General features: G+C 69.2%; 16 protein-coding genes. 3 read left to right on the forward strand and 13 right to left on the reverse strand.

Features of this window, described 5'->3' with window-relative positions; translation table 11 throughout:
* The first annotated feature begins 58 nt into the window (after positions 1 to 58).
* Positions 59 to 1,246 (forward strand): CBS domain-containing protein, encoded by a 1,188-nt coding sequence (locus tag ACP96_RS10490; RefSeq protein WP_050033271.1) that lies wholly within the window; start codon positions 59 to 61, stop codon positions 1,244 to 1,246.
* Between the two features lie 630 nt (positions 1,247 to 1,876).
* Here ACP96_RS10490 and ACP96_RS10495 read toward each other — a convergent pair.
* Both ACP96_RS10495 and larE read right to left on the reverse strand, forming a co-directional pair.
* A complete protein-coding gene (locus ACP96_RS10495) occupies positions 1,877 to 2,080 on the reverse strand; it encodes a hypothetical protein (RefSeq protein WP_050027199.1) in 204 nt (67 codons plus the stop codon).
* Between the two features lie 103 nt (positions 2,081 to 2,183).
* Positions 2,184 to 3,110: an ATP-dependent sacrificial sulfur transferase LarE gene (gene larE / locus ACP96_RS10500; RefSeq protein WP_050033272.1), complete on the reverse strand. Its 927-nt coding sequence runs from the start codon at positions 3,108 to 3,110 to the stop codon at positions 2,184 to 2,186.
* Between the two features lie 114 nt (positions 3,111 to 3,224).
* On the opposite strand from larE, the gene ACP96_RS10505 reads away from it, so the two are divergent.
* Complete coding sequence (locus ACP96_RS10505; RefSeq protein ID WP_050033273.1) at positions 3,225 to 5,234, forward strand: MutS-related protein; 2,010 nt, start codon at positions 3,225 to 3,227, stop codon at positions 5,232 to 5,234.
* Between the two features lie 26 nt (positions 5,235 to 5,260).
* On the opposite strand, the gene uvrA is transcribed toward ACP96_RS10505, so the two are convergent.
* Both uvrA and tatC read right to left on the reverse strand, forming a co-directional pair.
* The gene (gene uvrA, locus ACP96_RS10510) at positions 5,261 to 8,212 is read right to left on the reverse strand and encodes an excinuclease ABC subunit UvrA (RefSeq protein WP_050033274.1); all 2,952 of its coding nucleotides are present in this window, start codon (positions 8,210 to 8,212) and stop codon (positions 5,261 to 5,263) included.
* Positions 8,213 to 8,310: 98 nt separating this feature from the next.
* Entirely contained in the window at positions 8,311 to 10,554 is a 2,244-nt protein-coding gene (tatC, locus tag ACP96_RS10515; protein WP_050033275.1) for a twin-arginine translocase subunit TatC, read from the reverse strand.
* A gap of 122 nt (positions 10,555 to 10,676) precedes the next feature.
* Between tatC and ACP96_RS10520 the strand changes: the two genes are divergently transcribed.
* On the forward strand, positions 10,677 to 11,780 hold the full coding sequence (locus tag ACP96_RS10520; RefSeq protein ID WP_050033276.1) for a twin-arginine translocase subunit TatC: 1,104 nt from the start codon (positions 10,677 to 10,679) through the stop codon (positions 11,778 to 11,780).
* Positions 11,781 to 12,228: 448 nt separating this feature from the next.
* Here ACP96_RS10520 and argF read toward each other — a convergent pair whose 3' ends face one another.
* From argF to ACP96_RS10565, 9 genes are all read right to left on the reverse strand, one after another.
* Positions 12,229 to 13,128, reverse strand: coding sequence for an ornithine carbamoyltransferase (argF, locus tag ACP96_RS10525; RefSeq protein ID WP_050033277.1), 900 nt, complete (start codon positions 13,126 to 13,128; stop codon positions 12,229 to 12,231).
* A 133-nt stretch (positions 13,129 to 13,261) separates the two neighbouring features.
* Positions 13,262 to 14,419: a [LysW]-lysine hydrolase gene (locus tag ACP96_RS10530; RefSeq protein ID WP_050033278.1), complete on the reverse strand. Its 1,158-nt coding sequence runs from the start codon at positions 14,417 to 14,419 to the stop codon at positions 13,262 to 13,264.
* Positions 14,419 to 15,546, reverse strand: a complete 1,128-nt coding sequence (locus tag ACP96_RS10535) for an aspartate aminotransferase family protein (protein ID WP_050033279.1) — start codon at positions 15,544 to 15,546, stop codon at positions 14,419 to 14,421. The genes ACP96_RS10530 and ACP96_RS10535 overlap by 1 nt, the downstream gene beginning before the upstream one ends.
* Positions 15,543 to 16,466 (reverse strand): acetylglutamate/acetylaminoadipate kinase, encoded by a 924-nt coding sequence (locus tag ACP96_RS10540; protein ID WP_050033280.1) that lies wholly within the window; start codon positions 16,464 to 16,466, stop codon positions 15,543 to 15,545. The genes ACP96_RS10535 and ACP96_RS10540 overlap by 4 nt, the downstream gene beginning before the upstream one ends.
* Positions 16,463 to 17,542 (reverse strand): N-acetyl-gamma-glutamyl-phosphate reductase, encoded by a 1,080-nt coding sequence (gene argC / locus ACP96_RS10545; protein WP_050033281.1) that lies wholly within the window; start codon positions 17,540 to 17,542, stop codon positions 16,463 to 16,465. Before argC ends, ACP96_RS10540 begins: the two co-directional genes overlap by 4 nt.
* Positions 17,539 to 18,426, reverse strand: a complete 888-nt coding sequence (gene lysX / locus ACP96_RS10550) for a lysine biosynthesis protein LysX (RefSeq protein WP_050033329.1) — start codon at positions 18,424 to 18,426, stop codon at positions 17,539 to 17,541. Before lysX ends, argC begins: the two co-directional genes overlap by 4 nt.
* Positions 18,427 to 18,467: 41 nt before the next feature.
* A complete protein-coding gene (gene lysW, locus ACP96_RS10555) occupies positions 18,468 to 18,656 on the reverse strand; it encodes a lysine biosynthesis protein LysW (protein ID WP_004047516.1) in 189 nt (62 codons plus the stop codon).
* A gap of 288 nt (positions 18,657 to 18,944) precedes the next feature.
* On the reverse strand, positions 18,945 to 20,417 hold the full coding sequence (argH, locus tag ACP96_RS10560) for an argininosuccinate lyase (protein ID WP_050033282.1): 1,473 nt from the start codon (positions 20,415 to 20,417) through the stop codon (positions 18,945 to 18,947).
* On the reverse strand, positions 20,418 to 21,647 hold the full coding sequence (locus ACP96_RS10565) for an argininosuccinate synthase (protein ID WP_050033283.1): 1,230 nt from the start codon (positions 21,645 to 21,647) through the stop codon (positions 20,418 to 20,420). It lies immediately after the preceding gene.
* Positions 21,648 to 22,196: the final 549 nt, after the last annotated feature.

The raw sequence follows: 22,196 nt of genomic DNA on the forward strand, positions 1-22,196 counted from the left end.
CTGCCGCTCCGTCGCCGTCGCCCGGACGTTTAACCGCCCACCCGTCTAACTCGCGGACATGCGTGGAATCAAGATCGGGACGGTTCTGGGGATTCCGGTCCGGCTCAACTGGACGTTTCTGATCGTACTGCCGCTTTTCGCCTATCTCATCGGCTCGCAGGTCGGAATGATCGCCGAGACGATGAACATGGCGCTCGGTGCCGAGATCATCACCCCGGGTGCACTCACCGAAGGACTCACGCCGTGGGCGCTCGGGCTGGCGGCCGCGCTCGGGCTGTTCGGCGGCGTCCTCCTCCACGAGTTCGGGCACTCGATCGTCGCCATGCGGTACGGCTACGAGATCGAGTCGATCACCCTGTGGCTGCTCGGCGGGCTCGCCAGCTTCACCGAGTTCCCCGAGGACTGGAAACACGAGTTCTGGATCGCGATCGCGGGCCCGGTCGTCAGCGTCGCGGTCGGGCTCGTCTGTTTCGGCGTGTTCGCGCTCGCGCCGGTCGGCTCGAACGCCGTGCTGTTCGTCTTCGGCTACCTCGCGCTGTTGAACGTCGTGCTCGCGGTGTTCAACATGCTCCCCGCCTTCCCGATGGACGGCGGACGCGTCCTCCGGGCGCTCCTCGCGCGGAACCAGCCGCACGCGCAGGCGACCCAGCGCGCCGCCGGGATCGGCAAGGTGTTCGCGTTCCTCATGGGACTGATCGGGCTGTTCACCTTCCAGCTCCTGCTGATCGTGTTGGCCTTCTTCATCTACATGGCCGCCTCCGGCGAGGCCCAGCAGACGACGCTGAAGGCCGCCTTCCAAGACGTCACCGTCAGCGACGTGATGACCCGTCGCGAGGACCTCCACACCGTCACCGAAGACACCTCGGTCGCGGAGCTGGTGAGCCGGATGTTCGAGGAGCGCCACACCGGCTACCCCGTGGTTCAGGGGGGCAACCTCGTCGGGATGGTGACTCTTGAGGACGCCCGATCGGTCCGGGAGGTCGAGCGGGACGCCTACAACGTCGGGGACGTGATGGAGACCGACATCGTCGGCGTCGGTCCCGAGGCCGACGCGATGACCGCGCTCCAGACGATGCAGGAGAACGGCGTCGGCCGGCTCCCGGTCGTCGACCGGAACGAGGAGCTCGTCGGGATCATCTCCCGCACGGACCTGATGACCGCGTTCAACATCATCCAGACCGGTGGCACCCCGAACATTATCAGCGGCCGCCGACAGGGGACCGAGAGCGGTCCCGGTCTGTTCTGAGATCCGCCATCGCTGGTCGCTGAACGTGCGTCTTGATTGATAGCGGGAGTGGGTATAGCGAGATGGTGGAGTGGTTGTTTATACGTGATCGAGTGGTGTTGCTGTCGGCTATTTATAGGCGAGCGACAGTGCTAGAGTGAACACTTCCAAAGCCCCAGCCGCGCTCGGCTCCCACAGCTCGCTGCGGTCCTCAGTCGGTCGCTAACGCTCCCTCCCTGCGGTCCTTGCATCGCTGGGGTTCGCCGAGCGCGGCTGCCCCTTTGAGTCCCGCCCCGCACCGCAACCGCACAGCACCTCACACCTCCCCAGCCTCGTCGCTGGCGGCTGCCGCCGCCAGCGACTCCCTCGCACCGGCGTCGCCGGCGGCTTCGCCGCCGGCTGCCAGAGGGACCTTCGGTCCCTCGCGATTCGCGGCCGCCGATGGCGGCCGCTCACCGGGGCGCGCCGACCACATCGTTCTTTATAAGTGATCGTCGCTAGCGCTCACGATTATTTAAATACTGGATCGCCACCACCGATCTGCAACACCTACTCCCGATCTGACTCACCACCGGTCGGAGAGTAGCCGCAGTCGGGCCAGAACGGATCACCGACAGAAGGCGTCGACAAAGTCGCTCGCGAAGTGGCGAGTCACTCCCCGTCGGCGCTCGCGAAGAACTCCACGTCGCCGGCGATGACGGCGCTGGCGATCACCGCCACGCCGACCACCAGGGCGACGACACTCGTCGTCAGCGCTACCGAGAGCGCGCTCCCGCCAATCGCGACCCCGACGAACGCGCCGACCGCGCCGCCGACGCCGCCGGCGATGACCGCAAGCGTCTTCGCCTCGCTCATAGCTGTCGTTTGACCAACACGCCTCATAAACGTTCGCGTCGGGTTCTCTCGGGTGATAACGGCTCGGGACGGTCGGGCGGACAGTTCCGCTCCACCGGCGGGCTCAGCGGGGGTACTGCCGGCCGAGATCGACGTTCGCCTCGCCGTCGCTTTCCGCCGCTTCTCCCTGTCCCTCGCTCCCGTCGCCGCCGGGACTCACGCTCCCGGTCCGGTAGCCGGCCATGTCGAGGGTGACGTACTCGAACCCCACGTCGGTGAGGTGCTCGTGGACCGCGTCGGCGAACGCCGGGTCGAGCGCGCGCTCCAGCTCGTCGGGGGCGATCTCGACGCGCGCGAGCCCGTCGTGGTCGCGGACGCGGAACCCCTCGAACCCCCACTCACGAAGCACCCGCTCGGCCTTCTCGACGCGGGTCAGGCGCTCTTCGGTCACCTCCAGTCCGGTCGGGATCCGCGACGAGAGACACGCCATCGACGGCTTGTCCGCGACCGACAGGTCGTACGCCTCGGCGATCTCCCGGACCTCGTCTTTCGTGATCTCCGCGTCCAGAAGCGGCGAGAACACGTCCAGCTCCTCGACCGCGCGGAGGCCGGGGCGGTGTCCCTCGCCGGAGTCGTCGGCGTTGGTCCCGTCGCAGACGGTTCCGATCCCGAGTTCCTGAGCCGTCTCGTACATCCGGCCGAGCCGCATCGTCCGGCAGTGGTAACAGCGGTCGCCGTCGTTGGCGACGAAGTTCGGGTCGTCGAGTTCCGAGAAGGTGACCGTCTCGTGGGAGATTCCGATCTCGCCGGCGACGCGCGTCGCGTCGTCGAGCTCCGCGGCCGGGAGGGTCTCGCTCCGCGCCGTGCATGCGACCGCGTCGTCGCCGAGCGCGTCGCGTGCGAGCGCCGCGACGACCGAGGAGTCGACCCCGCCGGAGAAGGCGACGAGGACCCCGTCGCGCTCGGCGAGCGCGTCGCGGGCGGCCGCCGCTTTCGCCGCCGTCTCGGGGGCGAGGTCACTCCCGTCGGCGGCGAGGGTGTGCTGGCTCATGGCCCCGGATTCGCGGCCGGCGGGAAAAAGCGCGTCGGCCGCGGCGAGGGGCGGGGGATGTGATACGCCGGGACCCCCTATCCTTTTGCGCGTTGCCGCGATACCCGCGGACAGATGGAGTTAGAGGCGATCCCCGGCGTCGGCGCGAAGACGGCCGCGTCGCTGCGCGAACTCGATGATCCGGTCGCGACCGTCGAATCCGGCGACGTGGCCGCGATCGCCCGCGCCCCCGGAGTCAACGAGGCCCGCGCGGCCCGCATCGCGCGCGGCGCGATCCGCCGACGACACGGCGACGACGGGCGCGTACTGGCGACCGACCGCGCCCGCGAGGTGTACCGGGAGGCGATCGACCTGCTGCGCGAGCGCACCGTCACCGACTACGCCGCGAAGCGGCTGGAGACGTTCTACCCGAGCGCCTCGGCCTCGCGGATCGACGAGGCGCAGTCGTTCGTCGCGGCGGCGACAGAGCGCGACCCCGACCCCGCGGTCCGCGAGGCGCTCTCCGGGGTCGAACCGCTGGCCGACCCGCCGACGGTCCGCGTGCGTGACCGCTGTCTCGCGACGGCCGACGCCGAGACGCTCGCGCGCGCCGAGTCGGCGGTCCCGGAACTGTCGGTCGAGACCGTCGAGGAGGCCCGCGACATCTCCGAGCTCGCGCGGTCGTACGCGACCGTGATCGTGTTGGACGAAGAGTTCGCCGGGCTCGACGTCGAGGGCGACGTGCACGTCCGCCCGAACGCCCTCGACGAGCCCGCCGAGACCGTCCCCGAGCGACTGCTCGCCTTCTTCGCCGCGAACCGCGAGCGGCTGGAGGCGGCCGCGGCGGTTCACGAGGCGGCCGCGGCGGCGGGCGGCCCCGTCGCCGACGGCGACCCCGCGGCCGACCCCGACCGCCTCCGCGACGCGCTGGCGCGGCTCGACGACGACGGGACGGTTGTGGGCGACGAAGAGCTGGAACGGCTGACGGCCGCCGTCGACGATCTGGACGCCGCGGTGTCGACCGCGGAGTCGGTCGCCGACGACCGGCTCCGGGAGGCGATCCGCGAGCGCGACGTGACCATCGAGGGGACCGACTTCCTCTCCCTCGTCGAGCAGGGCGCTCGCGTCGACTCGCTCTTGGACCGCGAGCTCGCCGACGAGTACGATGAGGCGCTGGCCCGCGCCCGCGAGCACCTCGCGGACGCGCTCCGCCTGGAGCCCGAGGAGGCGGGGCTCGCGGAGCGAGTCTTCGGCGGCGACCCCTCCTTCCCGGTCGAGCACGACGAGAGCGCGGTCTCGCGGCTCCGCACCGAGCTCTCGGCGGCGCGCGACCGCCGGGCCGCCCGGCTGAAGGCGGAACTCGCGAGCGACCTCGGCGACCTCCGCGAGCCCGTCGAAGAGCTCGTGCGCGACGCCCTCGAACTCGACGTGGAGCTGGCGATCGCGCGGTTCGCGCGCGACTTCGACTGCGCGATGCCCGAGGTGGTCGGGGCGGAGTCGTCCGACTCGGGCTTCCGGATCGAGGGCGGTCGCTCGCCCCTCCTCGACGTGGACTTCGAGGACGTGGAGCCGATCGACTACGCGGTGTCGGGTGCGACGCTCCTCTCAGGAGTCAACTCCGGCGGGAAGACCTCCACCCTCGATCTGGTCGCGCTCGTCGTCGTCCTCGCGCAGATGGGGATGCCCGTCCCCGCCGAGTCGGCGACCGTCGAGCGCTTCGAGGAGGTCCACTACTACGCCAAGTCGCAGGGGACCCTCGACGCGGGCGCGTTCGAGGCGACCCTCCGGGACTTCGGCGACCTCGTCGAGGGCGCGGACGGCCGGCTCGTACTGGTCGACGAGCTGGAGTCGATCACGGAGCCGGGTGCCTCCGCGAAGATCATCGCGGGCATCCTCGAAGCGCTCGACGATCAGGACACCACCGCCGTCTTCGTCTCTCACCTGGCCCGAGAGATCCGGGACGCCGCCGACTTCGCGGTCGCCGTCGACGGGATCGAGGCCGCCGGACTCGTCGACGGCGAACTCCGAGTGAACCGCTCGCCGCGCAAGGGCCACCTCGCGCGGTCGACGCCGGAACTCATCGTCGAGAAGCTCGCCGGCGACCGCGGCGGGGAGTTCTACGACGGCTTACTGGAGAAGTTCTGAGTTCGAGGTGGGTTCGAGACCGAGACTCAGTCGTCGTCGGCCACCGCCGGCTTCCGGCGGTCGTCGCGCGGCCCCTCCAGATCCACGTCGGGGAGCATGTCGCGGAGATACCGACCGGTGTGCGACTCCTCCTCGCGGGCCACCGCTTCCGGAGTCCCGCTGGCGACGAGTTCGCCGCCGCCGTCGCCGCCCTCGGGACCCAGATCGATCACGCGGTCGGCGTTTTTCACCAGATCGAGCTCGTGTTCGATGACGACCACGGTGTTGCCGCCGTCGACGAGGCGGTGGAGCACATCGATCAGCTTTCGCTCGTCCTCCTTGTGGAGCCCCGTCGTCGGCTCGTCGAGCAGGTAGAGCGTGTCGCCGGTCGCCTTCTTGCCGAGCTCCTCGGCGAGCTTCACGCGCTGCGCCTCGCCGCCGGAGAGCGTGGTGGAGGGCTGGCCCAGCTCCATGTAGCCGAGCCCCACGTCTTTTAAGAGCTTCAGGCGGCGCTGGAGCCCTTGGTGGCTCTCGAAGAAGTCGTACGCCTCGTCGACGCTCATGTCGAGCACGTCGGAGATGGTCGCGCCTTTATACGTGACGTCGAGCGTCTCGTCGTTGTAGCGCGCGCCGCCGCACTCCTCGCAGGGGACGTACACGTCCGAGAGGAAGTTCATCTCGATCTTGACGGTCCCCTGCCCGCCGCACTCCTCGCAGCGCCCGCCCTTCACGTTGAAGGAGAACCGGCCCTTCTCGTAGCCGCGGCGCTTGGAGAGCTTGGTCTCCGCGAACAGCTCGCGGACGTAGTCGAACACGTCGGTGTACGTCGCGGGGTTCGAGCGCGGCGTCCGGCCGATCGGCGACTGGTCGATGAGCCGGACCGTCTCGATCCCCTCCATCCCGTCGATCGCGTCGTGCTCGCCGGGGTCGACCGAGGTGTTGTCGTTCATCTCGCGGACGAGTCCCTTATAAAGCACGTCGTTGACGAGCGTCGATTTCCCGGACCCGGAGACGCCGGTCACGGTCGTGAGCGTGCCGAGCGGGATCGGCACGTCCAAGTCCTTCAGGTTGTGCTGGCGCGCGCCTCGCACCGTCAGCTCGCCGTCCGGGTTGCGGCGCTCCTCGGGCACCGGAATCTCCTTGCGCCCCGAGAGGTAGTCGGCGGTGATCGAGTCGTCGGCCGCGACGATGTCGTCGAAGTCGCCCTGCGCGACCACTTCGCCGCCCCGCTTTCCGGGGCCCGGCCCCATGTCGATGATCTCGTCGGCGCGGCGCATCGTCTCCTCGTCGTGCTCGACGACGATCAGGGTGTTTCCGAGGTCACGGAGCCCCGCGAGGGTGTTCAGCAGGCGGTCGTTGTCGCGCTGGTGGAGCCCGATCGACGGCTCGTCGAGCACGTACAGCACGCCCACGAGCCCCGAACCCACCTGCGTCGCGAGCCGGATGCGCTGGCTCTCGCCGCCCGAAAGCGTCGACGCCTCGCGGTCGAGCGTGATATAATCGAGACCGACCTCCTCCATGAAGCCGAGCCGCGCGCGGATCTCCTTGAGGATCTCCGTCGCGATCGTCGTGTCGCGCTCGTTCAGCTCTGCTTCCATCCCCTCGAAGTGCTCGCGCGCCTCGGCGATCGACAGCTCGTTCACCTCGGTGATCGCGGTGTCTCCCACGAGGACGTGTCGCGACTGCTCTTTCAGGCGGGTGCCCTCGCACTCGGGGCACGTCGTCACGGCCATGTACTCCTCGATGTGGTCGCGGGCGCGTTCGGAATCCGTCTCGACGTGGCGGCGCTCCAGATTCGGGATGACGCCCTCGAAGCGCTCGGTCTTCTCGCGGGTGCCGTTCTTCGTCGTCCACTCGAAGTGGACGAGGTCGTCGGTGCCGTAGAGGAACTGCCGCCGGATCGACTCGTCCAGCTCCTCGAAGGGCGTGTCCAGCGAGACGCCGAAGTGATCGGCGACGTTGTCGAGCTGGCGGGAGTAGTAGGTGCGGTCGTAGCTCCACGGCTCGAAGACGTGTTTGAGGGGTTTCGACGGGTCCTCGATAACGAGGTCCTCGTCGACCTCCTTCGTCGAGCCGATCCCCTCGCACTCGGGACAGGCGCCGTAGGGGCTGTTGAAGGAGAACGAGCGCGTCTCGATCGCGGAGAACTGCACGTCGGAGTTGGGGTTACCGAGCTCCTCGGAGAACTCGACGACGAGCCGGTCGTCGCTCTCGGCGTCGGCCGCGAGCGACCCGGTCGAACGCGCGTTCGACGCGAACGGCACGTCTTCTGGCGGGTCGGGGACGATCAGCTTGAGCGCGCCGTCGGCCTCCTCCAAGGCGGTCTCTACCGAGTCCGTGATCCGCGAGCGAGCGTCGGGCGAGACGGTCACGCGGTCGACGATCACGTCGATCGTGTGGTCGTAGTTCTCGTCGAGGTCCGGGTCGTCCAAGGTCAGGTCGATCGGCTCGCCGTCGACCTCGACGCGCGCGTAGCCGTCGCTCACCAGCTCCTCGAACAGTTCCTCGAAGGCGCCCTTCTGGTCGCGGACGACCGGCGCGGCGACCTTCGCGCGGGTCCCCTCGGGCAGTTCGAGGATCTGGTTCACCATGTCCTGTGCCGACTGCTCGCCGACCTCCTCGCCGGTGACGGGGTCGTATTGGGTGCCGATCCGGGCGTACAACAGCCGGAGGTAGTCGTGCAGTTCGGTGACGGTCCCCACGGTCGAGCGGGGGTTGTTCGCGGCGTTCTTCTGGTCGATGGAGATCGCGGGCGAGAGCCCCTCGACCGACTCCACCTGCGGTTTGTCCATCTGGCCGAGGAAGTTGCGGGCGTACGCCGACAGCGACTCGATGTACCGGCGCTGTCCCTCGGCGTAGACGGTGTCGAACGCGAGCGACGACTTCCCCGACCCGGAGAGCCCGGTGACGACGGTGAACTCCTCGCGCGGGATCCGGACGTCGAGGTCCTTGAGGTTGTGCTCCTCGGCGCCGCGGACCTCGATGTAGTCCTTGCTCATCTTGTCCCCCTATTGCGTGCGCGCGCGGGAATACCCGTCGGTCTCGGCGGTCTGCGGCGCTGGTAGGGGGAGAGGACCCAAATCGATCTCGGCGCTCGTCAGCGCCCGACGAACTCCGAGGGCGGCGAGAGGTTCCGCCGGCCGCCGAAGGTGACGACGAACAGGACGCCGATGCCGACGCCGTACGCCGCCATCACCGGGAGGGTCGCGAGGATCATCGTGATCACGTCGGCGGGGGTGAACACCGCCGCGAACAGCATGATCCCCACGGTGACCTCGCGCCAGCGGTTCCAGAAGACCCGGTAGGGGACGCCGGCGTTGTTCAGTAGGACCATCGCGATCGGGATGTCCGCGAGGAACCCGATCCCGATCGTCGTGTAGATGACGAGCCAGAAGAAATCGCCCACCTGATAGGTGATGATCATATCGGCGAGCCGCGCGTCGGTGACGAGCCACCCGATGAGGCCGGGCGCGATGTACGCGTAGCCGAGCGCGAAGCCGCCGATCAGCCCGGCGAGCAGCGCTCCCGCCCAGAGGTACACCTGGTAGATGCGCCCGGCGACGAAGCCGCGTTCCCGCAGGGCGGGCCACGCGTAGTAGAGCACGACCGGGAACACAGCGATGATCCCGAGCAGGACGGAGAACTTCACCATGAATATCAGCGCCTCGACCGGGTGGAGGGTGATGATGTTGATCCCGCCCTCGATCTCGGCGGGGACGCGGGACTCCAGATCGTTGCGAACCGTCCCGAGTCCACCGAGGTACAGCCACGTGAACGCGGCCGCCATCACGCCGCCGAAGACGGCGACGAGGCGGAACGACCGCGACCGCAGCGAGTCGAAGATGAACTTGAGGTCCGTGTAGTAGCCGCCGATGTCGTCTTCCGCCTCGTCCTCGTCGCCGTCGGTGAGCTCCGAGAGGAACGTGGAGCTGGCGCGAGAGGTGCGGTCCTGAACGGTACCGACCAGTCCGTCGCCGCCGGAACCGCCGGAGCCGCCCGCCCCGCCACCTCCAGTCCCCGCCGCGTCGGCGCCGGAGGCCGCCTCACCGTCACCGTCCTCGCCGTCGTCCTCATGCACCGCGTCGAACCGGTCGAGGATCGCCTGCGCCTTCTCCGGGTCGTCGTCGTCGATCGCGGCCTGCGCGAGCGCCAGCGACTCCTCTTCGTCCATCTCCGCGAACGCGTCGTCCGGGGCGGCGCGGACGCCGGGCGCGTCGAGTTCGCTCACGTCGATGGCGGCGGGGTCGCCGTACTGGTAGCCCGCGCTCGTCGTGTCGAGGTCGGCGTAAACGGCCCACAGCGTCGCGACGGCGACGAACGCGAGCGCCCAGGCGGCGGCGTAGATCCCGGCCGCCGTCGCGGGGTCGACGCCGAGCCCGGCGCCGGGTTCGAGGAAGCGCCAGTCGCTGTTGGCGAGCCGGAGGAGGTCGTTGAACGCGGTCCGGCCGCCGTACTCGTAGAAGGCGTAGACGAGCCCGCCGCCGAGGACGGCCGCGCCGCCCACGACGTTCCAGTGGTTCCGGGCCGCGCCGAGCACGTCGATGCGGTCGGAGCTTCGCTTGGCCGTGACGACGAGCTTCGCGAGGTAGAGGCTGAAGCCGTAGAGGACGATGAGCGGGAACGCCCACATCAGCTGCGTGAACGGGTCCGGCGGGGAGAAGACGGCGCCGAAGACGAAGATGGCGACGACCGCGTAGCGCCACTTGTCGCGGAACGTCTCGTACTGGACGATCCCGGAGTAGGAGAGCCCGGTGATGAGAAGCGGCATCTGGCCGGCGAGCCCGAAGGACAGCGAGAGGAAGACGATGAACTCCGTCCACATCACGATCCCGTAGGTCGGCTGGAGCCCGGCCTCCAGCCCGAAGCCGGCTAGGAAGGAGAACATGATCGGGAAGAAGGCGTAGATCCCGTAGGCGACGCCCACGGTGAAGAGTCCGGCTCCGAGGAGGAAGATCCCGGCGAGCTTCCAGCGCGGGATCCGCGACTGCGGCCACGCCCCGCGGGCGCGGAGCTCGTCGCGAGAAACGTAGATGAAGGGCGGAATCGCGAAGATCACGCCGACGATCAGCCCGATCTTCGCCTGCAGGAGGATCACCTCGAACGGGGTCGTCGCGATCACGTCCGTCTCGGCGGCGACCGCCGGCGACATGTTCGATTCGGTGACGGTTCTGAGAGCGTCCCAGATGTACACGCGGAGCGCCCAGAACGTCGCGAGGAATCCCGCCAGGAAGACGACGAACACCTTCTGGAGGTCTTTCTGAATCGACCGGAGGAAGGCCTTCGCCGACTCGCGTCCCTCCGCGAGCGACTGCTGGGTATCCTCGTCGAGGGCACTCGCCATACGGGACCGGAAGTCCGTCGCCGTTATCAACCTTTTCGACCGCGTTCGCGTCCGCGCACCGGGGGCGGCGCTCGCCGCTATCCGAAAAGGCCTATAGTCACCCGGTTGCCTAGAAGAAGTGAATGGACGACTCGGACCGGTCGCGTGACGAGCCCTCGGCCCCCGAGGACGACTCGGTCGCCGACGACGGGACGGTCGACAGCGCCGGCGCCGACTCCGGCGAGGCGGCGGAGACGGACGGCGACGCCACTGCAGGCCGCCGATCCGACGGCGACGGGAGCGAGGACGGCGACGACTCGGCCCCCGTCGAGCCGGAGGTAACTCCCGAGGTCACCTCCGAGGTCGGCGTGAGCGATGACGCGAGCGAGGACGACGCGGGCGAGGATACGGGCGACGCGGACAACGCGGACACCGAGGACGACGAGGCCGACGCGCCGACCGCCGAGGACGGGGGCATCGCCGGGGGAGCGGCCGCCGGAAGCGACGAGGAGTTCTCGGGGTTGGAGGCGCCCGAGACGGACGAGGAGATGCCGCTTGCGGCTCACATCGAGGAGATGATGCGGCGGCTCGCCGTCGTCTTCGCCATCGGCGGGCTGGCGACGCTGGTCGTCGTCACCGAGTCGACGGATCTCATCAACTACTTCTGGAGCTACCACATCCCCGCGCCGATGGAGAACCGCCCGCGGCTGTACGGCCCCCTCGAACTCCCGCTCACGCGGCTGAAGGTCGCCGGGCTCGCCGGCGTCGTCGTCGGCCTCCCGGCGTTCGTCTACCAGACCTACCGGTTCATGAAGCCCGGCCTGTACGACAACGAGCGGCGCTACTACCTCGCGGCGGTCCCCACGAGCCTGATCCTCGGCGGGGTGGGGATCGCGTTCGCGCACTTCCTCGTGTTGCCCGCGATCTTCTCGTACTTCACCACCTACACCTCCGACGCCGCGACGATCGCCTTCGGGCTCGCGGAGACGTTCAACCTGATCGTCATCATGCTCGCGTTCATGGCGATCGTCTTCCAGATCCCGCTTTTCATCATGCTCGCGATCATGATGAACCTCGTCACCCGGCAGTGGCTGGAGGCGAAGCGGCTGATCTTCTGGGGGTCGTTCCTCGGGATCGCGTTCCTCTTCAGCCCCGACCCGACCGGGATGGCGCCGATCATCGTGACGCTGACGATGATCGTGCTGTACGAAGGGACGCTGGCGGTGCTGCGCTGGACCGGGAACTAGATCGCGGATCGGTGTTTTATAAGCGATCCGTCGTCGCAGCGAACGTCACTTGCGTTCTGATCGATCGTTTATAAATGGTTGATGACGGATCGACGTCGGACTCCTTCAAAGTCCCAGTCGATCGCTTATAAGTAGTTGTCTGCGGATCGACGGCGAACACCTCCAAAGCCCCAGTCGCGACGACTCGGGGGCCTTGCTGTGCGCCTCGCTCAGTCGCTTGCGCTCCCTCGCTGCGGTGCTTGCTGCGGCCACCTTCGTCCTCGCGACTGCCCCTTTGAGTCCCACCCCGCCCCGCACCTCACGCCTCCCCAGCCTCGCGGTTCGCGCTCTCCGAGCGCTCACCGCGTCCCTCGCGCGGTGCTCCTCGCGGCCTGTCGGCCGCTCGGAGGCACGCGCCACCGCAAATCTGTTTATAAATAGCGAGATTCGACCGATTCCCGCTCCGCCCTCACTCCCCGCCGAGCAGCTCGACGAGCAACGCGTTCTGCGCGTGCATCCGGTTTTCGGCTTGGTCCCACACCAAGGCGCGGTCCGACTCCAACACGTCGTCCGTGATCTCCTCGCCGCGGTGCGCGGGCAGGCAGTGCATCACCTTCGCGTCGGTGCCGGCGAGCAGCTCCTGATTCACCTGGAACCCCTCGAACGCGGCCAGTTTCTCCTCACGCTCGTCCTCCTGCCCCATCGAGATCCACACGTCGGTGTAGACGACGTCGGCGCCGTCGATCGCGGCCTCGGGGTCCGTGGTGGGCTCCACGTCGGCGCCGAACTCCGCGGCGCGGTCGAAGACCGCGGGGTTCATCCCGTACGCCGCGGGAGTCGCGACCTCCACGTCGATCCCGGCCATCGCGGCGCCGACAACGAACGACTGCCCGACGTTGTTCCCGTCGCCGACCCACGCGACCGTGGCGTCCTCGCCGACCGTCTCGCGGATCGTGAGGAGGTCGGCGAGCGTCTGGCAGGGGTGTGCCTCGTCGGTGAGTCCGTTGATCACGGGGCAGTCGGCGTTAGCGGCGAGGGTCTCGACATCCTCGTGATCGAACAGCCGGGCCATCACCCCGTCGACGTACCGGCCGAGCACGCGCGCGGTGTCGCGAAGCGGCTCGCCGTGGCCCAGTTGGATGTCGTCCGGACCGAGAAACATCGCGTGGCCGCCCAGTCGCGTCATCCCCGTCTCGAAGGAGACGCGGGTGCGGGTCGAGGGCTTCTCGAAGATCATCCCGAGCGTCGCGTCCCCGAGTCGGGGGTCGGTCTCGCCCGCCTTCATGGCGGCTGCGCGGTCGAGCAGGGCGTCCAGTTCGGCCGGCGTCACGTCGTCGATATCGAGGAAGTCGTCGGTGGCGAGTGGCATGGTACTGTGGTGCGTGTGGTGTCGGTGAGCGGTGGTGTCGGCGGTGCGGTAGTGTGACAGCAGTGAGGTCAGTCGTCGGAAGCGAAGCGGATCGGCTCAGAAGGAGGCGGCGTCACGGTCGGTGCCGTGACGCCTACGGTCGGTCCCGGCAGACGTCGCTCAACACCGCTGTCGCGCGGTCCAGCTCGGAGAGGGGGAGCCGCTCGTCGGGGGCGTGGTCGAGGTCCGAGTCTCCGGGGCCGTAGGTGACCATCGGGCAGTCCCACGCGGCCGCGAAGAGGTTCATGTCGCTCGTGCCAGTCTTGCGCAGCAGCCGCACGTCGCCGCCGGCGCCGCGGATCGCGACGCGGAACGCCCGCGCCAGCTCCGTCCGCGGGCTCTCCATCACCGGCGGGATCGGCTCCTTCCAGTGGACCGAGCCGGTGAACAGCTCCGTCTCGGCCAGCTCGTGGATCTCGTCGACCGTCCGGTTCGGGGGGACGCGGAGCTGCACGTCCATCGTCGCCTCGACCGCCAGCCCGTCGTCGGTGAGCCCGCCGTCGACCGAGACGGGCTTCGTCGTCACCTGCTCGAAGACGGGCGTGTCGTCGTCGGTGGGGTCGAACGTCTCCTCGACGCTGTGCCACCAGTCGATCGCGTGCTGGATCGCGTTCGGCTCCGGCCGCGAGGTGTGGCCGGACTCGCTCGTGTTCACGTACGTCCCCGCGAGGAAGCCGCGGTAGCCGAGGGTGACGCCGTCCCAGCCGGAGGGCTCGCCGTTCACCACGGCCTCGGGCGCGTCGCGGTCCTCGACGAGGTGGCGGGCGCCCCGCGAGTTCGTCTCCTCGCCGGCGACGCCGACGAACGAGACGCCGGTCTTGACCGCCGCGACCGCCATCGCGACGAGCGGGCCGGTGGCGTCCACGGTCCCGCGCCCCCAGAGGACGGGCTCGCCCGGCTCGCCGACCGCCTCGTCCTCGGCCGCCGGCTTCACCTCGACCGGGATGTCGCCCGGAACGGTGTCGATGTGCGAGGTCAGCAGGACGGCGTCGCTGGCGGGCGCGCGGACGTTGCCGACCTCGTCGATCCACGCCTCCCGGCCGTTCGCCTCGAAGAAGTCGACGAGGCGCTTCGCGGCCTGCTCCTCCTCGCCCGAGGGCGAGGGGATCGAGACCATGTCGTACAGCAGCTTCCGGGCCGGCGTGTCGCAGGCCTCGGGGTAGCCGCCGCCGGCGACCACGTCGGTCCCGGGCGCGGATGTCGACTCGTCCGCGGTGGATTGCTCCGATTCGCGCTCCTTCCCGGTCGACATCACCCGATCACCTCGGCGAGCGCGTCGACGACCGCGTCGGCGTGTTCGCGCTCGATCGTCAGCGGCGGGAGCAGACGCAACACGGTGCGGCCCGCTGGCAGCGCGAGCACCTGATGGTCGATCGCCAGATCGCGCAGCAGGCGGTTCGAGCCGCGCTTCACTTCGATTCCGATCATCAGGCCGTCGCCGCGCACGTCGCGGACGTCGTCGCCGAGGCGCTCGTCGATCTGGTCGCGGATGTACGCCCCCGTCTCGGCGGCGTGCTCGGGGAGGCCCTCGCGCTCGATCACGTCGAGGGTCGCTCCCGCGGCCGCGGAGACGACGGGGCCGCCGGAGAACGTCGACCCGTGGTTGCCGGCGTCCTCCGCGACCCAGTCGCGACACAGCGTCGCGCCGATCGGGAGCCCGCTGGCGAGCCCCTTCGCGGTCGTGAGCACGTCGGGCACCACATCGTGCTTCTCGGCGGCCCAGAGCGTTCCGGTGCGACCGAGCCCGGTCTGGATCTCGTCGAGGACCATCGCGGCGCCCTCCTCTTCGGTCACTTCCCGGACCGTCCGCAGGTACTCGGTGGCGGCGGGGTTGATCCCGCCCTCGCCCTGCAGGGGCTCTAAGATCACCGCGGCGGTCTCGTCGTCGACCGCCTCGCGCATCGCGTCGGCGTCGCCGTACTCGACGAACTCCACGCCGCCGGCGAGCGGCTCGAACCCCTGCTTGTACTTCTGCTTCCAGGTGGTCGCGAGCGCGCCCATCGTCCGGCCGTGGAACCCCTGCGTCGTCGCGATTATCTTCTCGCGACCGGTCGCGTGCCGGGCGAACTTCAGGGCGGCCTCGTTGGCCTCGGTCCCGGAGTTACAGAGCCAGACCTCGTCGACGTCACCCGGTCCGGCCGCGGAGAGCTGCTCGTACAGCGCCGTCCGCGCCGTGTGCGGGTACGACGCCTGCACGTACATGAGCTCCTCAAGCTGGCTCGTCGCGGCGTCGACGACCTCGGGGTGGCAGTGACCGACCGGAGTGCACGCGTAGCTCGCGCCGAAGTCGAGGTACTCGGTCCCGTTGGTATCGGTGAGGGTCGCGCCGTCGCCGGAAGCGATCTCGATCGGCTTCTCGGAGAAGACGAAGCCGCTCATGCGGTCTCTCCCTCCGTTTCGGCCTGTTCCGCAACTGCGGAGCGTTCGATCGTCGTCCCCGCGCCGCCGAGCGCGGCGACGATCGGGTCGCGGACGTTGGCGTCGGCGACGACGACGCGCCCGGAGCCGCCCGAAAGCGCCTCCTTGGCCGCCATCACTTTCTTGCCCATGAACCCCTCGGCGGCGTCCTCGACCGAGTCGAATTCCTCGGGCGTCGCCGCCGACTCGATCAGCGTGTCGGAGTCGTCGGGGTCCGCGTACACGCCGGCCACGTCCGTCAGCAGGACGAGGTCGGCGCCGAGCGCCCCGGCGACCGCGGCGGCCGCCCGGTCCGCGTCGGTGTTGACGGGCGTGACGCCGCCGTCGCTCTCTTTCCCCTCCATCGGGGGCGAGACGACCGGGGTGTAGCCGTCGGCGAGGAGACCGGAGAGGAGGTCAGCATTCACCGACTCGATCCGCCCGGAGTGCTCGCCGCGGCGGATCTTCTTCTTGCCGTCCTCGATAACCCGGACCGCCGACTTGCGGGGCCCGGAGAGGAGCCCGCCATCGACGCCGCTCAGCCCGACCGCGTCGACGCCGGCCTCGCGGAACTGCGCCGTCAGCTCGGTGTTGAGCTTGCCGGCCATCGCCATCGTGAACGCCTCCATCGTCTCCGCGTCGGTGAACCGACCGGTGACGCCGGAGGCGGACTCGACGTACTCGGGCTCCATGCCGAGCCGCTCGATGACCTCGTCGACGACCGTCGAGCCGCCGTGGACGACCACGACCTCGCGCCCGTTGGCGGCGAGGTGGGCGACGTCGCCGACCGCGCCGGCCGGGTCGACTGCCTTCGCGCCGCCGATCTTGACGACGACGGGCGGTTCATCGGTAGCCGTGCCGTCGGCGCGCGCGCCGCCGGCGTCGGACCGCTCCCCGCTCATGGCGATCCCACGGGGTGAAGCCCCTGGAACTCCAGACCGGCGTCTTCGGGCAGTCCGAGGACGACGTTCGCCGCGTGGACCGCCTGGCCAGCGGAGCCCTTCATCATGTTGTCTATCGCGGAGAAGACGACGATACGCCGGTTGCCGGGGTCGAGCTCGAAGCCGACCTCACCGTGGTTGGTGCCGGCGACCGCCTTCGGCTCGGGGTAGCGGTAGACGCCGCCCCCGCCGGAGACGATCCGCATGAACGGCTCGTCGGCGTAGGCGCCGCGGTACGCCTGCCACAGGTCCGCCTTCGAGACGGGCTCGTCGGGGAAGACGTGGCAGGTCGCGCTCGCGCCGCGCACCATCTCGACCGCGTGGACGGTGAAGGAGACGTCGAGGCCGAGGTACGCCCCGATCTCCGCCTCGTGACGGTGGCTCGTGGGCGCGTACGGGCGCACGACGCCCGAGCGCTCCGGATGCGAGGAGGCCGCGCCGCCGCCGGCGCCCCCCTCCGAGGAGCCCACCTTCACGTCGACGACGACCTCGCCGGTCTCGGGACCGAGCGCGCCGGCGTCGACGAGGGGCTTCAGACCGAGGATCGTCGCGGTCGCGTTGCAGCCGCCGCCGGCTATCAGGTCGGCGCCGGGGAGGTTCTCGCGGTTGAGCTCGGGGAGCGCGTACTCCGCGCGCTCTAAGTACTCGGGCGACTCGTGGCCGTCGTACCACTCGTCGTACAGCTCCGCCTCGGGCAGGCGGAAGTCGGCCGAGAGGTCGACGACCGTGTCGGCGGCCTCGAAGTACTCGTCGATCCGGCCCATCGAGACGCCGTGTGGCGTCGCCGAGAACAGCACGTCGACGGACTCCAGATCGTCGGGGTCCGAGAAGCGCAGGTCGAGCCCGCGCAGGTTCGGGTGCGAGCGACCGACCGTCATGTTGTCGGCCGACCGCGACGTGGCCTGCACCACGTCGAACTCGGGGTGTCCCGAGAGGATCCGCAACAGCTCGCCGCCGGTGAAGCCGGTGCCGCCGACGACGCTGGCGGTGTACGTCTCGTCGGTGGTCGCCGCGTCGGCCGCGTCGCCGGCGCTCATACCGTGACCCCCTCGCCGTCGGCCGCCGCGGCCGCCTTCGCCTCCAGCCAGTCGACGACCTTCGCGGGCACGTCGACGTCGGTGGCCGAGTCGAGCGCCTTGAACTCGACCGTGTGGTTCACCTCGTGAACGGTGTACTCGCCGGACCCGGTGCCGCCCACCTCCATCAGGTCGACGCCGAGCATGCCGCCGCCGACGGCATCCGAGGCGCGCTCGACCAGATCGAGCGCGCGGTCGTCGAGGTCGAACGACTTCGTCTCGCCGCCCTTCGCGGCGTTCGTGAGCCAGTGGTCCGACGACCGGGTCATCGCGGCGACCGGCTCGCCGTCGACCGCCAGCACGCGGATGTCGCGGCCGGGCTTGTCGACGAACTCCTGGATGTAGAACACCTTGTGCTCGTAGTGGCCGAGCGTCTCCTTGTGCTCTAAGATCGCCTCCGCGGCGTTCCGCGTGTCGATCTTCGCCATCAGCCGGCCCCACGAGCCGACGACGGGCTTGAGCACGCAGGGGTAGCCGAACGCCTCGATGGCCTCCATCGCGGCCTCTTTCGTGAACGCGACCTCCGTCGCCGGGGTGGGAACCTCCGCCTCCGCGAGCGCGAGCGAGTTCTTCGCCTTGTCGGCGCAGATATCGCCCGTCTCGGGGGAGTTCACCACCGGGACGCCGTAGCTGTCGAGGAACTTGGTCGCGTACAGCGACCGGCTGGTCGACAGACAGCGGTCGACGACCAGATCGAGGTCGGCGACGTTCGCGGTCGTCGATTCGAGCCCGAACCGCTCCTTGCGGACGTCGATCTTGGTGACCTCGTGGCCGCGCTCGCGGAGCTCGCCGAGCAGCAGCTTCTCGTCTTTCCGGATCCGCGAGTAGAGGATCGCTATTTGCATGTCGACCACTCGCGTGTCGCGGTCGTGGCGGTCGTCGCCATCTACTCGCCCCAGTCCTCCTCGAGTTCGGGGGCCTCCTCCAACACGACGGGGTCCAGCGAGATGACCTCCAGCTCGGTCCCGGTGACCGGGCTGTCGATGATCTCGCCGACCTCGACGTCGGCCGGAAGCTCGATCTCCTCGCCCGTGATCGGGTCCTCTGCCATCACTGGGTCAGTGTCGCTCGTCATCGTGCCTCCTACTCGACCGTGAACCCGCATAAACCCTTCGAACTTGTAATCTAGTTTACAATAAATGGACTATCAGCTAACGGACGAAAATCGGCCGTACAACCGCCGTGTGAAATCTGATGTCAGATTTCAGTAGTTAGTGTGTCCCCTCGCGGGGACGGCGGCGTCGTCGGCGGTCGCGGGTCGACCGTCGACGGCGCCGGTCGTCGCGGTGATCGCGGTGGTCGTCGCGGCGGCCGGGGTCGTCGCAGCCGGTGCAGCCGTCGATCCGCGGCAGTCGTCGTCGACTTACGCATACGAGTCCACCTCCGCGTCAAGCTGCTCCGCCGCCGCCGCGAGCGACTCCCGCTCGTCGGCGAGCGCGGCGGCGTCGTCTTCGATCCCCGCCTCCGCGGTCGCCAGCTCGTCGGCGACCGCCTCGGGGGCGGGCCCGCCGGCGGAGTCGCGGCTCGCGACGCTGGCGGCCGGATCGAGCGCGGACTCCACGTCCTCGCGGTTCACGTGCGCCGAGAGGGGCTCGCCCGTCACCTTTCGAGTGGCCTCGTCAACTTTTGCGGCCGCCGCCTCCGGCGAGTCGTCGTCCGAGACCGTCTCGGCGGCCGTCGCGACGATCTCGTGAGCGGTCCGGAAGGGCATTCCGCCCATCGCGAGCAGGTCGGCGACGCCGGTCGCCGTCGAGAACCCCTCTCCCGCGGCGTCCGCGAGGGTCGCCTCGTCCCAGTCGGCGGTCGCGACCGCGCCCGCGGCGACCTCGGTCGCCTCGCGCACGTCGTTCGCGATCTCGAACACGCCCGCGTGGGCGCGCTGGAGGTCGCGGTTGTACGCGCGGGGGAGCCCCTTGAGCAGGCTCAGCGTGCCCGTCGCCTCGCCGATCGCGTCGCCGGCGACGCCGCGGGTCAGCTCCAGCGTGTCCGGGTTCTTCTTCTGGGGCATGATCGAGGAGGTAGAGGAGTACGCGTCCGACAGCTCCACGAACCCCTTGTTGGAGAAGAGGATGAGGTCCTCCGCGAGCCCCGACAGCGTCGTCGCGAGCGTCGCGCACGCGGTCGACCCCTCCGCGAGGAAGTCGCGCGCGGAGGCCGCGTCCGTCGAGTTCCGGACCGTCCCGTCGAACCCCAGCAGCTCCGCGGTGCGGTCGCGGTCGATGTCGAAGGGCGTCCCCGCGAACGCGGCCGCGCCGAGCGGCGACCGGTTGACCCGATCGTACGCGTCAAGCAGGCGCTCGGTGTCGCGGGCGACTCCGCCCTCGTACGACAGGAGGTAGTGCGCGACCGTCGTCGGCTGGGCCGGCTGGAGGTGCGTGTAGCCGGGCATCACCGTCTCCGTCTGCTCGCTCGCCACGTCGACGAGCGCCTCGCGGAGCGTTAGCGTGGCCTCGGCGGCCGCGAGCAGGTCCTCACGCAGGCGGTACCGGATGCAGGTCGCCACCTCGTCGTTGCGCGAGCGGGCGGTGTGCATCCGACCGCCGTCCGGGCCGATCCGGTCGATGACGGCGGTCTCGATCGCCTCGTGAACGTCCTCGCCGTCGGGGAGTTCGCCGTGGCCGGCGGCCTCCACGTCGTCGAGCGCGCCGAGGATCTCGCCCGCGACCGCGCTATCGACGATCCCCCGCTCGGCGAGCATCACCGTGTGCGCGCGGTCGACCGCGAGGTCGGCCTCGAAAATGGCTTCGTCGGCCGCGAGGCTCGACAGGAACTCGCGGGCGGGGCCGCCGCTGAAGCGGTCGCGGCGGACGGCCGTGCCGGGATCGTCGTCAGTCATTTAGCTGTGGTCGGCGTCGGTTCCACTTCCGTCAGTAGCCAGTTCGGGCTTCGAGACGCTCGCTTTCACGTCGTTGGCGAGGCGCTCCTGCAGCCCGTGGTACTTCGCGACGCCCGTGGCGTCCTCCTGCGCGATGCCGGCCACGTCCTCGGTGTTGAACGAGGCCATCTCCTCGGAGTACACCGCGTACTCGGAGTCACGGGCGACGACGCGGCAGTTGCCGCCGGAGACCTTCACCGTCGCCGTCCCCGTCACCACGTCCTGCGTCTCGTCGACGAACGCGTCGAGCGCGTCGACGACGGGCGCGAACACGAGCCCCTGATACGCCTTCTCGGACCACTCCTGCTCGATCCCCTTCTTGAACGAGCGCTCGTTCTTGGTTAAGACGAGGTCCTCGAGCGCTTGGTGGGCCGTCAGCAGGACGGTCGCAGCCGGGTGCTCGTAGTTCTCGCGCACCTTCAGCCCGAGCATGCGGTCCTCCATCACGTCGGTGCGGCCGATGCCGTAGCCGCCGGCGTACTCGTTGAGGTGCTGAATGAGCGAGACGGGATCCATCTCCTCGCCGTCGACGGCGACCGGGACGCCCTCCTCGAAGGTCACCTCGATGGTGGTCTCCCCTTCCGGCTCCGCGGTCCACTCGTAGATGTCCTCCGGCGGCTCGTAGTTCGGGTCCTCCAGCTTGCCGCCCTCGACCGCGCGCGACCAGATGTTCTCGTCGATGGACCAGACGCCGCCGTCGCCGGCCTCGACGGGCAGGTCCTTCTCGGCGGCGTAGTCGATCTCCCACTCGCGAGTGAGGCCGAGCTCGCGGACGGGCGCGATGACCTCAAGGTCGGAGCCGCGCCAGACCGCCTCGAACCGGAGCTGGTCGTTCCCCTTCCCCGTGCAGCCGTGGGCGATGGCGTCACAGCCCTGCTCCTCGGCGACGGCCAAAATCGACTCGGCGATGACGGGGCGCGCGAGGGCGGTGCCGAGCGGGTAGCCCTGATACGTCGCGTTCGCCTTCACCGCGTCGTAACACAGGTCCGCGAACTCCTCTTTGGCGTCGACGACGTGGATGTCGAGCCCGAGTGCCTCGGCGGTCTCCTCCGCCTCGTCGAATTCCTCGGTCGGCTGTCCCACGTCGACGTTGACGCCGATGACCTCGTCGTAGCCGTACTCCTCCTTCAGGAGCGGCACGCAGACGGTCGTGTCGAGTCCCCCACTGAACGCGAGTGCAACGGTTGCCATTACCGGAGTAAAATGGACTATACCCCTTAAATTCACCGCTTTAGATATTGGAAGAAAATGACGGCGGCGACGCTACGCAGGGACGTAGCTGTCACTCTCCGGAACGGAACGGCGCGAACGCGACGAGGGAAAAGTTACTGGCCCGAAGGGGCCGGTCGTCGCGCCGCGCCGGAAGCCGGTCGCGGCGGTCGGACGCCTCGTCGCGGTCGCGGGGCTCGTCGGCCTCGGAAGAGAGCGGCGTCGAGACGAGCCTCCGCGCGCATTACTAGCATCTAGTCCCGTTTCAGTATAAAAATATTCCGCAACTCCGCCACAAACACGCACCACACCGCTTCACCGGACGGGACGTTGCGCACCTGTTTGATGGCGGGAGTGGGTGTTGCAGATCGATGGCGACGATACAGTATTTAAAAAGGCGAGAGCGACGGCGACGAACGCTTATAAATGAACGGGGCGGTGGCGTGAAGCGCCTCGCGGCTGGGGCTTTGGAGGGCTTCACCGCGTCGTCGACGACGTATAAATACCTGACAGCGACACCGCTCGATAGCT

The sequence above is a fragment of the Halorubrum halophilum genome (genome assembly GCF_000739595.1).
GTDB classification, from domain to species: domain Archaea; phylum Halobacteriota; class Halobacteria; order Halobacteriales; family Haloferacaceae; genus Halorubrum; species Halorubrum halophilum.

Coding starts and splice junctions, on each gene's coding strand:
- argF (WP_050033277.1), bottom strand. CDS start 13,128: ATGCCACTCGCCACCGACGACTTCCTCGATATCGACGACGTGACGCCG.
- uvrA (WP_050033274.1), bottom strand. CDS start 8,212: ATGAGCAAGGACTACATCGAGGTCCGCGGCGCCGAGGAGCACAACCTC.
- argC (WP_050033281.1), bottom strand. CDS start 17,542: ATGAGCGCCGGCGACGCGGCCGACGCGGCGACCACCGACGAGACGTAC.
- ACP96_RS10530 (WP_050033278.1), bottom strand. CDS start 14,419: ATGTCGACCGGGAAGGAGCGCGAATCGGAGCAATCCACCGCGGACGAG.
- larE (WP_050033272.1), bottom strand. CDS start 3,110: ATGAGCCAGCACACCCTCGCCGCCGACGGGAGTGACCTCGCCCCCGAG.
- ACP96_RS10495 (WP_050027199.1), bottom strand. CDS start 2,080: ATGAGCGAGGCGAAGACGCTTGCGGTCATCGCCGGCGGCGTCGGCGGC.
- lysX (WP_050033329.1), bottom strand. CDS start 18,426: ATGCAAATAGCGATCCTCTACTCGCGGATCCGGAAAGACGAGAAGCTG.
- ACP96_RS10505 (WP_050033273.1), top strand. CDS start 3,225: ATGGAGTTAGAGGCGATCCCCGGCGTCGGCGCGAAGACGGCCGCGTCG.
- ACP96_RS10565 (WP_050033283.1), bottom strand. CDS start 21,647: ATGGCAACCGTTGCACTCGCGTTCAGTGGGGGACTCGACACGACCGTC.
- ACP96_RS10490 (WP_050033271.1), top strand. CDS start 59: ATGCGTGGAATCAAGATCGGGACGGTTCTGGGGATTCCGGTCCGGCTC.
- tatC (WP_050033275.1), bottom strand. CDS start 10,554: ATGGCGAGTGCCCTCGACGAGGATACCCAGCAGTCGCTCGCGGAGGGA.
- ACP96_RS10520 (WP_050033276.1), top strand. CDS start 10,677: ATGGACGACTCGGACCGGTCGCGTGACGAGCCCTCGGCCCCCGAGGAC.
- ACP96_RS10535 (WP_050033279.1), bottom strand. CDS start 15,546: ATGAGCGGCTTCGTCTTCTCCGAGAAGCCGATCGAGATCGCTTCCGGC.
- ACP96_RS10540 (WP_050033280.1), bottom strand. CDS start 16,466: ATGAGCGGGGAGCGGTCCGACGCCGGCGGCGCGCGCGCCGACGGCACG.
- lysW (WP_004047516.1), bottom strand. CDS start 18,656: ATGACGAGCGACACTGACCCAGTGATGGCAGAGGACCCGATCACGGGC.
- argH (WP_050033282.1), bottom strand. CDS start 20,417: ATGACTGACGACGATCCCGGCACGGCCGTCCGCCGCGACCGCTTCAGC.